The 14555-nt window shown below is 37.3% G+C and carries 11 protein-coding genes; 7 read left to right on the top strand and 4 right to left on the bottom strand.

The features are described from left to right. Positions 1-58: 58 nt before the first annotated feature. The 4 genes from B9T35_RS11725 to B9T35_RS11710 all read right to left on the bottom strand — a co-directional run bounded on the left by B9T35_RS11725 (position 59) and on the right by B9T35_RS11710 (position 4755). The gene (locus B9T35_RS11725; RefSeq protein ID WP_086191295.1) at positions 59-916 is read right to left on the bottom strand and encodes an IclR family transcriptional regulator; all 858 of its coding nucleotides are present in this window, start codon (positions 914-916) and stop codon (positions 59-61) included. Between the two features lie 117 nt (positions 917-1033). Continuing rightward, complete coding sequence (locus tag B9T35_RS11720) at positions 1034-2239, bottom strand: 3-oxoadipyl-CoA thiolase (RefSeq protein ID WP_086191294.1); 1206 nt, start codon at positions 2237-2239, stop codon at positions 1034-1036. A gap of 47 nt (positions 2240-2286) precedes the next feature. Continuing rightward, entirely contained in the window at positions 2287-3804 is a 1518-nt protein-coding gene (locus tag B9T35_RS11715; RefSeq protein WP_086191293.1) for a 3-hydroxyacyl-CoA dehydrogenase, read from the bottom strand. Between the two features lie 171 nt (positions 3805-3975). Beyond that, positions 3976-4755 carry an enoyl-CoA hydratase gene (locus B9T35_RS11710; protein WP_086191292.1) on the bottom strand — a complete coding sequence of 260 codons (780 nt, stop codon included), beginning with the start codon at positions 4753-4755 and terminating at the stop codon, positions 3976-3978. Positions 4756-5005: 250 nt separating this feature from the next. Between B9T35_RS11710 and B9T35_RS11705 the strand changes: the two genes are divergently transcribed. From B9T35_RS11705 to B9T35_RS11675, 7 genes are all read left to right on the top strand, one after another. Next, positions 5006-6160: an acyl-CoA dehydrogenase family protein gene (locus tag B9T35_RS11705; RefSeq protein WP_086191291.1), complete on the top strand. Its 1155-nt coding sequence runs from the start codon at positions 5006-5008 to the stop codon at positions 6158-6160. 112 nt (positions 6161-6272) lie between these two features. Continuing rightward, positions 6273-7484 (top strand): acyl-CoA dehydrogenase, encoded by a 1212-nt coding sequence (locus B9T35_RS11700; RefSeq protein WP_086191290.1) that lies wholly within the window; start codon positions 6273-6275, stop codon positions 7482-7484. Between the two features lie 845 nt (positions 7485-8329). Further along, positions 8330-9097 (top strand): 2-hydroxycyclohexanecarboxyl-CoA dehydrogenase, encoded by a 768-nt coding sequence (badH, locus tag B9T35_RS11695; RefSeq protein ID WP_086191289.1) that lies wholly within the window; start codon positions 8330-8332, stop codon positions 9095-9097. A 52-nt stretch (positions 9098-9149) separates the two neighbouring features. Beyond that, positions 9150-9932 (top strand): 2-ketocyclohexanecarboxyl-CoA hydrolase, encoded by a 783-nt coding sequence (gene badI / locus B9T35_RS11690; RefSeq protein ID WP_086191288.1) that lies wholly within the window; start codon positions 9150-9152, stop codon positions 9930-9932. A 13-nt stretch (positions 9933-9945) separates the two neighbouring features. Next, the gene (gene aliB / locus B9T35_RS11685; protein WP_086191287.1) at positions 9946-11103 is read left to right on the top strand and encodes a cyclohexanecarboxyl-CoA dehydrogenase; all 1158 of its coding nucleotides are present in this window, start codon (positions 9946-9948) and stop codon (positions 11101-11103) included. A gap of 99 nt (positions 11104-11202) precedes the next feature. After that, a complete protein-coding gene (gene aliA, locus B9T35_RS11680; RefSeq protein WP_086191286.1) occupies positions 11203-12840 on the top strand; it encodes a cyclohexanecarboxylate-CoA ligase in 1638 nt (545 codons plus the stop codon). 289 nt (positions 12841-13129) lie between these two features. Further along, positions 13130-14467 (top strand): DcaP family trimeric outer membrane transporter, encoded by a 1338-nt coding sequence (locus tag B9T35_RS11675; RefSeq protein ID WP_416202441.1) that lies wholly within the window; start codon positions 13130-13132, stop codon positions 14465-14467. Positions 14468-14555: the final 88 nt, after the last annotated feature.

Genomic DNA, 14555 nt, shown 5'->3' with positions numbered 1-14555 from the left:
TTAAAATATTTTGTCATTAAATTAAAGCTGAGTCTAAGCTCAGCTTTAACTTATTATTTTATAAAGAATTTAATGAGTCTTGAATATTTTGAACCATATGAATTAAACGTGGGCCAATTTCATTCTCTAACTTTTCTTGATTCACCAAATAACTGGGTGCGCCACAGTTAAAAACCAATAAGCCATGTAAAGGGTGAATCATTGGTACAGCTACAGAATTCACTTCTTTATGCCATTCGCTTAAAGACAAGCAATAACCATATTTTTGATAATCATGAAAAGCACGTTCTAAGCCACGTTTAATCATTGGCCAATCATTTTTATGACGTTTTTCTAATGCTTCCATAATAAAATGACGTTCACTTTCAGGAATTGCAGCTAAGCAAGCACGGCCCATAGCTGTATTATGTAGTGGAATCGTTGAGCCGACTGGACGACGCATCGTCAAATTAGACTCAGCCTGCACCACATCTAAATAAACCATATTTAAACGATCACGTGTTGCCATTGCAACAGGTGCTTGCACTGCTTTTGACATTTCTTCCATTAATGGACGGGCGTGAATCCGTGCTGAAATATTAGAAAGTGCAGCATACCCTAAGGCCAAAACACCTGTATCTAAAGTATATTTAGTTGAATTAGGCAATTGTTTTAAATAACCCAAAGATACTAAAGTATTGGTAATGCGAGCAATTGTCGGTTTCGGTAATCCAGTGAGTTGTGATAATTCTTGATTACCCAAAACCTGGCTTGATGCTGAAAAACAACGTAAAATTTCTAAACCGCGCGCTAATGATGCAATAAATTGTGGATTATTTTCACGGTGAATATGTGAAATTGGATCTAAACGAATTTCATCAAAATTGACTTTTTTTTCAGCTTGCTCTTGAGTCACATTATCTGTGTTTAGATCCATACTATCCCTATACTAAATTGATTTAAACGTGTGGCATGATACCAATTATATTTCGCTATACAAAACTTTTCAGCCATTTTTAATGAGAAGTTCTACGTTTCAAAACTTGTGAAGATATCAAACTGCTGTATTTTCAATAATCATTGCGAGCCCTTGACCGACCCCAATACATAAACTCACAACAGCATATTTCTTTTTACGACGCTTTAATTCACGTGCCGTTGTTAACGCAAGACGAGCACCTGAGCAACCTAAAGGATGTCCAATAGCAATTGCACCACCATTCGGATTGACACGTGGATCATTAAATGTGATATCTAAACCTTTTAAACAAGACAATACTTGTGGTGCAAAAGCTTCATTAATTTCAATTATATCCATGTCATCTAATGTTAAATGTGCTCTTTTTAATGCTTTTTGAATGGCTTTAATTGGACCTGCACCCATAATTCGAGGTTCGATGCCAGAAGATGCGGATGCTAAAATCTTGGCCAAAGGTTGAAGCCCATATTTTTCTTGAATCATTTCATTACCAATCAACAAAGCAGCAGCACCGTCATTGATACCGGAAGCATTGCCTGCGGTAACAACACCACCTTCAAAAAGAGGTTTGAGTTTTTGCAAGGCTTCAAAATTTGATAAAGGGCGAGGGTGCTCATCCTTATGAATAATTTTTACTGGTGCTTTACGCCCTTGTGATATTTCTACAGCAATAATTTCATCATTAAAAAAGCCTGCTTGCTTGGCAGTTTCATACTTTGCTTGAGATGCTGCAGCAAAAACATCAGACTGTTCCCGACTAATTCCAAAAGCCTCTGCAACATGATCACCTGTTTCAGGCATAGAGTCATTACCATACAACTTGATAAGTTCTGGATTGGGGAAGCGTGTACCAATGGTGGTATCAAAAATTTTGGCTTCACGGCTATAGGCAGACTCAGCTTTGGCTAAAACAAAAGGTGCACGGGACATGCTTTCTACACCTCCCGCAATATAAAGATCGCCCTCACCACAATGTATGGCACGAGCAGCATCAATTACAGCAGCTAAACCACTTGCACATAAACGATTCACTGTTTGTGCTGCGACAGTAACGGGTAGCTGTGAAACGAGTAAGGCATTACGTGCCACATTTCGACAATCTTCACCTGCTTGATTGGTATTCCCCAAAATAACTTCTTCAATATCATTTGCATCTATACCTGTTTTTTCAACTAAGGCTTTAATGACATGTGCAGCTAAATTATCTGGGCGAATACTGGCTAAGCTAACTGCATGACGACCAATAGGAGTGCGTAAACCATCATAAATATAAGCATTCATTGTTCTTTCCTTGAAATAAGTAAATATATTGTGCTGAAATTTAAATATTAATGATGGGTGAGTGATAGGTTGAGCTTGCAACGTCTTTGCAACCAAGGGCTTGGGCGATAACGAGGATCACCTGTAATTGCAAGCATGTGTTCTAAAGTTAGCAATATTTTTTCACGACCAATGACATCACCCCATTCAATTGGGCCATACGGATAGCCGAGTCCGAGTTTTACTGCTGCATTGATATCATCTACCGTGGCAATTTTTTGTTGTGCAATATCACACGCTAAATTAACCACCATTGCGAGTACGCGCTGTGCAATAAATCCGACACTTTCTTCAATGACATGTGTTTTAACATCAGGTTCTGTAAAAATGATTTGCACAGCATCAATATATTGTTGCTGAGTAATCAGACTTGGCATCAAGGTGCGGCATTGTTGAAAACCACTCAGCATATCAATACAAACTACATGTTCAGGATTGACGTTTAAACGGATTGCACTATGTGTTGCATCTTCACCATAACTTGCAATGAGAATGAGTGCATCGGAACTTGGTTTGTGATTTTTTTCTACTGTAATATTTTTGGAACTTAAATATTTTTCCAGTTGCTGTTTGTCTTCATCAAAGTGAGTCGATAACCAAACCTGAGTCATTGGAGGAGAATCTGTCAGTATTTTTGATTCGACAGTCGATATTTGTTTTTGTTGATCAATGTAGCGATAAAAACCTTCACTTGTCTTTTTGCCGAGTTTTTTCCCAACCAACATTTGTTGCGTGAGTACATTTGGACGATAACGAGGTTCTTGATAATATTGATAATAAATAGACTCCATCACTGGGTGGGAAACATCCAATCCAGTCAGATCTAACAGTTCAAAAGGTCCCATCTTAAAGCCTAAAGTGCCTTTTAAAATGTCATCAATCTCTTCAATTGTTGTGACATTCTCACTTAAAATTTTCAGTGCTTCTGTTCCATAAGCTCGCCCTGCATGATTAATAATAAAGCCGGGCGTATCTTTGGTGCGAACTGGACGATGTCCCATTTTTTGTGTAAGTGTTATTAACCGATCTATAATATTTGACTCAGTACGCAAACCTTGAATGACCTCAACAACTTTCATTAAAGGAACAGGATTAAAGAAATGATAGCCAACGATACGTTCAGGATGCTTACATTCTGCTGCAATGGCTGTGATTGAAAGTGAAGAGGTGTTTGATGCTAAAATCGTACTTTCACTCACAATACTTTCCAGTTGTCGCATGACTGCTTGTTTGGATTCTAATTTTTCAACAATTGCTTCAATTACCAAATCACATTGTTGTAGTTCTTCAATATTTTCAACAATATGTAAATATGCTAAAGCGTCATTCATTTGAATTTCAGTTATTTTTTGTTTAGAGACTAATCTGTTGAATGTGTCATGAAGCCTAGACTGTGCATTTTGTACAGCAACATATTGGGTATCATATAAATAAACATCATGTTGAGATTGGATTGCAATTTGCGCAATCCCTGTACCCATAATACCTGCGCCAATAATGCCAATTTTTTGTATTTCCTTATCCATATTATCATCCTATATTTTTACAATTTTTAAACTTGTTTATGAGATATTTTGCATCCGTTTTCTTCATTTTTTTATAAGATATCTAGCAAAACTGCTAACGACCTCTTTATTTTTCTCTTCAAATGAGAAACAAGAAAGCTTGATGTTAAACCTCTCGAATTAAGCATTGAATTACTTGCCTTGATAAAGTGGTTTGCGTTTTTCTAAAAATGCAGACATTCCTTCTTTTTGATCTTGAGTGTCAAAAAGTAATTGAAATGATTTACGCTCTAAAGCTAGACCTGCATTTAATGGAACATCTTCACTTAGTAATATTGTTTCTTTAATTTGTTCAAGGGCAATGCGGGGGAGTTTAGAAATTTGTTGCGCCATTTTAAAAGCGGTTGTGAGTGTTTCAGCATCTTCAGTGACTTGAGAAACCAATCCCATATTAAAAGCTTCTTCGGCGGAAACTAAACACCCCGTCATAATCATACGCATGGCATTAAATTTACCGACTGCGCGTACCAAGCGTTGTGTTCCACCTGCACCTGGCATCACGCCCACTTTAATTTCAGGTTGACCGAATTGTGCACTTTTTCCTGCAATAATAATGTCGGCATGCATGGCAAGTTCACATCCACCACCCAACGCAAAACCATTCACCGCAGCAATAACAGGTTTAGGGCAGTTTGCAATGGTTTGCCAATATCGTTCAGCGCGACGTAAATACACTTCCATTGAGTTGGCTTGAGCCAATTCTTTCAAATCTGCGCCTGCTGCAAATACTTCTTCGCCACCAGTAATTACTATGGCATGGATATCATTATTTTCAATTTGAAGCTCAAAAGCTTCTGCTAGGGATTTTCGTACCTCTGTATTCAGTGCATTTTTTGCTTCTGGACGATTAATCGTGATCACAGCAACAGCAGGAATGGAATAATCAACTTGAACAACTGCGGGTAGATGCATTTTATAAAATTCCGTATAGCAAAATAAATTTTTAATATAAATTAGAGTAAATTTAATTCATATTCAATCTATTTCAGTGATTAAATTAGTTGAATTGCTTGTAATAGGAGATATTCCATAAAAATTTACATTTAATTCTTGTTTTGATTTTTTAATATTGGTAATGTATTTCGTATAACGAAATTAAAAGTAGTTAAAAAGAAATTCAACAAGGAAAATCTGAATCCTCTATAAGGAATAGGAGAAAATAATGATTCGTGATGAGCAAATGCTGAAGCAACTTTTATCGACCATTCATGATTTTGTTCAAAAAGAATTACGCCCTTTAGAACATGAAGTTGATGAAACCGATGCAATTCCTGACCATATTGTGCAGCAGATGAAAGATTTAGGACTATTCGGTTTAACCATCCCAGAGGAATATGGTGGTTTAGGTATTACCATGGAAGAAGAAGTTTTGGTTGCATTGGAACTCGGACAAACCTCAGCTGCTTTCCGTTCATTAATTGGAACAAATAATGGAATCGGTTCGAGTGGAATTATTATTGATGGTACGGATGAGCAAAAACAAAAATATTTACCAGGCTATGCAAGTGGAGAAATTATAGGATCATTTTGTTTAACTGAACCTGATTCTGGTTCAGATGCTGCATCATTAAAAACTTCAGCAGTTAAAGATGGTGATTATTATATTCTCAATGGTACAAAACGCTTTATTACCAATGCACCACGAGCATCTACATTTACTGTGATGGCTCGAACCAATCCTGAGATTAAAGGTGCTTCTGGAATATCGGCTTTTTTAGTGGAAGCAGGTACAGCAGGTTTATCATTGGGTAAGATTGACAAAAAAATGGGACAGAAAGGTTCGTACACCTGTGATGTTATTTTTGATCAATGTCATGTTCATAAAGACCAGTTAATTGGTGGTGTGGAAGGTGTGGGCTTTAAGACAGCCATGAAAGTATTAGATAAAGGTCGTCTACATATTGCTGCTTATAGTGTGGGGATGGCAGAGAGAATGTTGGATGATGCTTTAAATTATGCAATTGAGCGCAAACAATTTGGTCAACCTATTGCCAATTTTCAATTGATTCAAGCGATGCTTGCGGATTCAAAAGCTGAAATTTATGCATCAAAATGTATGGTAATTGATGCTGCACGGCGTCGTGATTTGGGCGAAAATATTAGTACAGAAGCATCTTGTTCAAAAATGTTTGCCACAGAAATGTGTGGTCGTGTTGCAGATCGCTGCTTGCAAATTCATGGTGGTGCAGGCTATATCAGTGAATACTCAATAGAACGTTTTTATCGTGATGTACGTTTATTCCGTTTGTATGAAGGAACAACACAAATTCAGCAAATCATTATTGCACGTGACATGATTAAAGCTGCGACAGCATAAATAGATTATAAAAGACTTCTTACATAAAACCTTAAATTTCTCTTCTAGGAGAAAATTAAAGGCGTTATTCATACATATGTAAGATGTTTAAAGTTGAATAATATTTAAATAGATGAAGGATATATCAATGAAACCTGCAAAATTTAACTGGCAAGATCCATTTCTAATTGAAAAGCAATTGACTGAAGAAGAACGCATGATTCGTGATGCAGCCTATGCTTATAGTCAAGATAAGCTGATGCCACGCGTACTTGAGCAATTCCGCCATGAGAAAACTGATGCGTCTATTTTTCGTGAGATGGGTGAGTTAGGTCTACTGGGTCCAACTATTCCAGAGCAATATGGCGGTGCAGGTCTAAATTATGTCAGTTATGGTTTGATTGCTCGGGAAGTTGAGCGTGTAGATTCAGGTTACCGTTCAATGGCTAGTGTACAAAGTTCATTGGTGATGGTGCCCATTAATGAATTTGGTTCAGAAGAGCAAAAACAAAAATATTTACCCAAACTTGCTTCAGGTGAAAATATTGGATGCTTTGGCTTAACTGAGCCTGATCATGGTTCAGACCCAGGAAGTATGATTACTCGCGCTAAAAAAGTAGAGGGTGGTTATCGTCTAAGTGGTGCAAAAATGTGGATTACCAACAGTCCAATTGCTGATGTATTTGTGGTATGGGGGAAAGAAGTTTCTGCGGAAGGCAATGTTGGTGAGATTCGTGGCTTTATCTTAGAAAAAGGTTGGGAAGGAATTTCAGCGCCTGCTATTCACGGCAAAGTTGGTTTACGTGCATCAATCACAGGTGAAATAGTGATGGATAATGTTTTTGTTCCTGAAGAAAATGCATTTCCAGAAATCCGAGGTTTACGAGGACCATTCACGTGTTTAAACAGTGCACGTTATGGTATCGCTTGGGGCGCAATGGGTGCAGCAGAATTTTGTTGGCATACAGCACATCAATACACGATGGATCGCAAGCAATTCGGGCGTCCATTGGCAGCCAATCAATTAATTCAAAAGAAACTTGCTGATATGCAAACTGAAATTGCTTTAGGTCTACAAATAGCATTGCGTTTTGGACGCATGAAAGATGAAGGGATTGCTTCAGTTGAGGGAACTTCACTGATTAAGCGTAATAACTGTGGTAAGGCTTTAGATATCGCTCGAGTTGCACGTGACATGCTAGGTGGAAATGGAATCAGTGATGAGTTTGGGATTGCACGTCATTTGGTCAACCTTGAAGTTGTGAATACCTATGAAGGTACGCACGATGTGCATGCATTGATTTTAGGTCGAGCTCAGACAGGTATTGCTGCGTTCTGTAATTAATTTATTGATGCTAAATAAATATTCTGCATAGGCTGGGTTTCATTTTATTTAAAGAAAATGAAAAGCTTATATGTAGGATGGGTGTATAAAAATAAGGGTATTGCTCTGATTGAATTGGAGTAATACTCATTTTTTGGTTTTAAATGAAATTAATCCTTGTTCATTTTTAAATGAAACTCAAAACCTCTCTTAGAATAATAAATCTCTCGAATAAATTAGCTTTTAATTAATATTTTTCACAATAGATTCCTCCTTTTATCTTTTTAGGAGAAGGCTAGGGAGAGCGTTATCTTTAAGATTCTCTCATCCTAACCTTCTCCCATCGGAAGAAAGAGCATTCAATCTTAATCAAATATTATTTTTACTTATAATTTTTTAAATAGGCTTTTGTAGATATTTTTTACTGTACATATTGCATAGTCATCTAGAAATTAAATTTTAAATTTATCAAATAATTGAACAGACTAAAGGGATTTAATTTTCATCATTTTGAATTTAAGCTAGCTTATTGTTGATTTTTATATTTTGCTATACGGAATATGTATCAAACTAATACTTATAAGCTATAGTTTTCTCACTATGGAGTTTAAAAATCAACTTGGTAATTATCAAAATCACGAGTATTTAGATAATTTAATTTTGAATATGTAACTAATAATTTCAAAATAATCCATATTTTTTTAAATAAATATAATAATTACATATATTTAGTATTAAATATTGAAAACAATAAAAATTCCGTATAATGAAATATAATATTTGATAATTGAAATTAATTTCCTTTTTATGTAATTTAAATTTATGAACAATGATTCAAAAATTAAAATGATCACAAGGAAATGAATATGAAAGGATTAAAAGATAAAGTCATTATTGTTACTGGTGGAGCTGGTGGAATTGGTTCTGCAACGTGTCGACGCTTAGCAGAAGAAGGTGCAAAAGTTGCTATTTTTGATATGAACCTACAAGCCGCAGAAAACCTAGCCAAAGAAATTCAAGCCCAAAATGGGCAAGCTATTGCTGTGCAATGTGATATCACTCAAGCAGACGTGGTTGAACAGGCTGTACAGACCATAGAAAGTACGCTTGGTCCTATTGATGGTTTAGTAAACAACGCAGGTTGGGATATTTTTAAACCATTCATTAAAACCAATCCACAAGAGTGGGAAAAGCTGATCCAAATCAACTTGGTCGGCATGTTAAATATGCATTACTCAGTACTGAAAGGCATGGTTGCACGTAATGCAGGACGTATTGTGAATATTGCTTCTGATGCAGCTCGTGTGGGTTCTTCAGGTGAAGCTGTATATGCCGCATGTAAAGGTGGATTACTATCTTTCTCTAAAACTTTAGCAAGAGAACATTCTCGTAACAACATCACCATTAATGTGATTTGCCCAGGCCCAACAGATACCGCTTTATTAGCTGGTGTGACAGAAGGTGCATCAAATCCTGAAAAACTCCGTGAAGCTTTTACTCGTGCCATTCCTTTGGGGCGTTTAGGTCAACCTGATGATCTTGCATCATCGATTGCCTTTTTCCTAAGTGATGACGCCAGTTTTATCACAGGACAAGTACTCAGTGTCTCTGGCGGTTTAACCATGAATGGTTAATTGGAACAAATAAATGTTGCGTTAAAAATAGTATCAAGGAAAGGAAAAGATTATGAATTTTGAAGATATCTTATACGAAGTAAAAAAAGGTGTGGCTTGGATCACCATTAATCGCCCAGAAAAAATGAACGCTTTCCGTGGACAAACCTGTGATGAAATTATTAAAGCATTGAATAAAGCAGGTTATGACCGTGATGTTGGTGCAATTGTACTCACAGGTGCAGGTGAAAAAGCTTTTTGTACAGGTGGTGATCAATCAGCACATAACGGAAATTATGATGGTCGCGGTACGATTGGTTTACCGATGGAAGAGTTGCATACCGCTATTCGTGATGTGCCTAAACCTGTGATTGCACGTGTACAAGGCTATGCCATTGGTGGTGGAAATGTACTTGCAACCATTTGTGATTTAACTATTTGCTCTGAAAAAGCTATTTTTGGTCAAGTTGGACCGAAGATGGGTTCAGTGGATCCAGGTTATGGCACCGCATTCCTTGCACGTGTCGTGGGTGAGAAAAAAGCACGTGAAATCTGGTATATGTGTCGTCGTTATTCGGGTCAAGAAGCAGTTGAAATAGGCTTGGCGAATAAATGTGTCCCTGCTGATCAGTTAGATGCAGAAGTACAATCTTGGGGCGAAGAACTTTGTGAACGCAGTCCAACGGCACTTGCGATTGCAAAACGAAGTTTCAATATGGATACAGCACATCAAGCGGGTATTGCGGGAATGGGCATGTATGCACTGAAATTATATTATGACACTGAAGAATCACGTGAAGGTGTAAATGCGCTGAAAGAAAAACGTAAACCTGAATTCCGTAAATTCTATAAGTAAGGAGCATATAAGCATGAGTAAAAATCCTTACATCACAGAAGAGCTTGAATTTTTAGCGGAAACAGCAGATAAATTTGCACAAAAATTTATTGCTCCCGGTTTTTTAGAGCGTGATCAAAGCCGTAATTTTGACCGTGAATTGGTTAAAAAAATGGGCGAAATGGGTTTCATTGCACCTGAACTCCCTGAGCAATACGGCGGTCAAGGTTTAGGACGTTTGGCTTCTGGGATTATTCACGAAGCGATTGCAAAAGCAGATTTAAGTTTTTCTTATATTAATCTTTTGGCATCATTGAATGGTCAAATTTTAGCAGAACATGGTGATCCCGAAGTGGTTGAGCCGTGGCTGAAAAAACTCACAGCAGGCGAAGCCATTTTCTCTATTGGTTTAACCGAACCTCGCGGTGGTTCAGATGCTGCAAATCTACGTCTAAAAATTGAACGTGATGGTGATGAATATGTTTTGAACGGTGAGAAAACCTCAATTTCAGCAGCAGATCAGGCAGATGCATCAGTAATTTTTGGACGTACTGGAACCATTGAGTCGGGCGCACATGGCGTAACTGCTTTACTTGTTCCCATGAATTTACCGGGTATTTCAACAACACGTTTTGACTGTCATGGACAGCGTGCTATTGGTCGCGGTTCGATTTTCTTTGATAATGTACATGTGCCTGTCAATCATCGTTTAGGAGATGAGAATCGAGGTTTTGTTCAGGTCATGCAAGGTTTTGATTTTTCACGAGCGCTCATCGGTTTACAAGTTTTAGCCGTGGCACGTGTTTCATTAGATGAAGCTTGGGAATATGCAGCTCAGCGCGAGGCATTTGGAAAACCATTAACTGCATTTCAAGGTGTTTCACATCCATTGGCAGATTATGAAACTCAAGTGGAAGCAGCCCGTTTGTTGTGCTTACAAACGCTGTGGTTGAAGGATAACCATTTACCACACACTGCTGAAGCAGGCATGTGTAAATGGTGGGGTCCAAAATTGGCTTATGATGTGGTACATCAATGCTTACTGACATTCGGTCATGCAGGTTATGACCGTGGTGTGATGGAACAACGCATGCGGGATGTACTTGGTTTCCAAATTGGTGATGGTACAGCGCAAATTATGAAAACCATCATTGCACGTCATAAAGCAGGGCGTAAAGCCGTTCCTGTTTAAGCTTTGTATGAATAGGTAGATGATGGTGCATTTGCGTTGCCATCATCAATTCTAAATATCTTCAAAATTTCGCACACAATTACAATTAGGAGTTTAGGAATGGACTTCGATGCGGTACTTATATCTCCAAGAAAGGAGAAAATGCTGAAACAGGGATATTGGCTGAATAAAACGATTATTCAATCACTAGATGAAGCCGTTGCAAAATACCCTACAAAGCAAGCATTGATTAATTTTAGAACGGAAAGTAAACAACAAATTTCTTTTACTTATCAAGAAGTTTTAGATACAAGCAATAAAATTGCACTGGGTTTAAAACAACTGGGTGTGGTTAAAAATGATGTAGTGTCTTGTCAATTACCCAATTGGTGGGAATTTAGTTTACTGTTGTTTGCCTGTAGTAAAATCGGAGCGGTTCTGAATCCGTTGATGCCTATTTTCCGTGAACGTGAATTGGAATTTATGCTTAAACATGCAGAATCTAAAGTTTTTGTGGTTCCGCAAAAGTATCGCAATTTTGATCACGAAGAACTTGCAAATAAACTGAAATCTAAATTAGCTAGCTTACAACACGTCATTGTTGTAGATGGGTTGGGTGAAAATAATTTTGATCAGGTTTTGGTTAATCATGGTTTAGATAAAAACCCTCAGGCTTTACAGGATTTATCTCTATATCAAGCAGATCCTGACGATGTTACACAACTGATTTTCACTTCAGGAACAACGGGTGAACCGAAAGGTGTCATGCATACATCAAATACCTTGTATGCCAATATTGTGCCGTATGCCGAACGCTTACATCTAAATGAAAATGATGTGATTTTAATGGCTTCTCCAATGGCGCATCAAACAGGTTTTATGTACGGATTGATTATGCCAATCGTGCTGAAATCCAAAGTGGTTTTACAAGATGTGTGGGATGTTCATCAAGCTGTTGAGTTGATTCATCAGCATCAAGTCAGCTTTACTATGGCTTCAACACCATTTTTAAATGATCTGACCAATACTGTGGCTGGACATCATGATCAGGTTAAATCACTGAAAACATTCCTATGTGCGGGTGCACCGATTCCAGGGCCTTTGGTACAGAAAGCTCGCGAAATACTGGGTGTGAAAGTAATTTCAGCTTGGGGAATGTCTGAGTGTGGTGCTGTGACGACGACTCGCCCTGAGGATGATGATGAGCGTTCATTTAATACTGATGGTTTGCCTTTGCCTGGCGTTGAAACTAAAGTCGTGGATAAAGCAGGCAATATCAAACCAGTAAATCAAGCAGGTCGTTTGATGATTCGGAGTTGTTCAAATTTTGGTGGTTATTTAAAACGACCACATTTAAATGATACCGATGCGGATGATTGGCTAGATACAGGCGATATTGCCTATCAAGATGAGCAAGGTTATATCCGTATTGCAGGTCGTAAAAAGGATGTCATTATTCGTGGTGGGGAAAATATTCCAGTCGCGGAGATAGAGTCTTTACTTTACAAACATCCAGATATTGCCGTGGTTGCTTTGGTCGCTTATCCAGATGAGCGTATGGGAGAAAAAGCCTGTGCCATCGTGAAGTTAAAAGAGCATGCACAAAATATTGCGCTAAAGGATTTGGTTGATTTTCTAAAAACGCATAATCTAGCAAATCAATATTTACCTGAACGTTTGGAAGTTTGGAGTGATATTCCAATGACACCGTCAGGGAAAATTCAAAAATTTAAGCTTAGAGAATTAATTGCTAAATAAGAATTAAGCAACAATAGACCTCTTGCATAACGATGAACAACTTTTAATTTTTTCTTTAAAGAAAAAGTAAAGATTGTTATGTGGGAAGTCTATTGATTAACGCTTTATTTTCTTTTTTTTGGGAGAAAATGAGCGAGGTCTATGCAAAAGTCTAATGTCAGGTAAGTAAATAAGTTGGTAAAAATGCAACCTGTTTAAACGCTTAATTATTTATTAAGTTGTGTTTGAAAATGGATACATTTTAAAGCGTATTAAAATGTATGGAAAATGAATAAAAATGGAATTTTAAATCATGAACAAATATATGAGTGTCGTTGGTCAAAGTGTTTTGGCGACTTCAATTTTAGCTTTTACATCGGTAACGCATGCTGCTCCAAGTTTAGAAGAACAAGTTGCACAGCTACAGCAGCAAGTTCAAGAATTACAAGCGATGATGAAAAAGCAAAAAGAAGAGAGCAATCAAATATCAGAGCAATTACCAAAGCTTGCAGCACAAGCAGAGGTCAATAAAGCCAGCACTAAAACTGATTTTAAAAATTTAGTCACCAAGAATGGTGCTGAATTTGAACTCTATGGAAATATTCGTGCCGATGCGACCTATCAAGTGAAAGGTCCAACGACGATGTATAACTACATTAGTTCTGTACCCATAGAAGGTACAGTTAATGAAAATCACAACTCGGATAAGTTCCTAAGTACTTTAAATGCCACACGATTTGGTATGAATTTTAAAGCGCCAAGTACATGGGCACATAATGTCGGTGGTAAGTTAGAGATGGACTTTTTTGGTGGTGCAGGTCGTGACACCTTCCGTATTCGCCATGCTTATATAACTTATGACAATTGGTTACTGGGTCAAACATGGTCAAACTTTAATGCTGTTGAATATTTCCCTGAAACTGTCGATGCTTCATTGTCTGTTGGTGGTTCTTTAACACGTGTGCCTCAGGTTAAATATACCTATCCTATTGATAAAAATCTAAACTTAGCGGTCAGTTTAGAAGATCCAAAACCAGAAACAATGACAACATCAGGCACGCAAAACTTTCAAACTGATCCAAATGCAAAGTTAAAGTTGCCTTCACTAACAGGGCGTTTAAATTACAAGTTTGATAATGGTTCAGCACTTTCTGGCCGTATTTTCATGACACAAAAAGCTACAAGCTTTGCACAGCATGATGATTTCTTGGCTTGGGGAGCAGCTTTAGGTGGTAAATATAAGATTGCGGAAAACAGTTTGATTCGCTTTGATTATAATCATATTAAAGGCGACACCAAAAATTTACTTTGGTCAAATTATGCATATGTATTTGATAAAAATGGCGATATTAAACCGAATGAGTTTGATGCTTTAACTATTGGCTTTACTCAACAAATTACACCAAAGATCCGTTCGACACTAGGCTTTGGTTATATGCGCGCAAATGATAATAATGAGTTTGCAAATTTGGTTCATGCCGATGTATCTCAAAATAAAGAACTAAAAGAGGGTTGGATTAACATTTTCTACAATCCAGTGAAAACCGTGAACTTTGGTGCTGAATACATGTATGGTGAGCGTAAAACTTTTACGGATGAAAAAGGCATTGATAATCGCCTAAACTTTACCGCAATTTATGATTTTTAAATTTTTTTGAACTTTTAGCCTAACTATTTAGGTATAAATTTATATCAGAGGCGGTAAGTTATTTTGATTAATTTACCGCTTCTTTATG

Origin of the sequence: Acinetobacter sp. ANC 3832 (assembly GCF_002135415.1) — a bacterium.
Classification (GTDB): Bacteria; Pseudomonadota; Gammaproteobacteria; order Pseudomonadales; family Moraxellaceae; genus Acinetobacter.
This window is presented reverse-complemented; position numbering and strand designations above follow the sequence as displayed.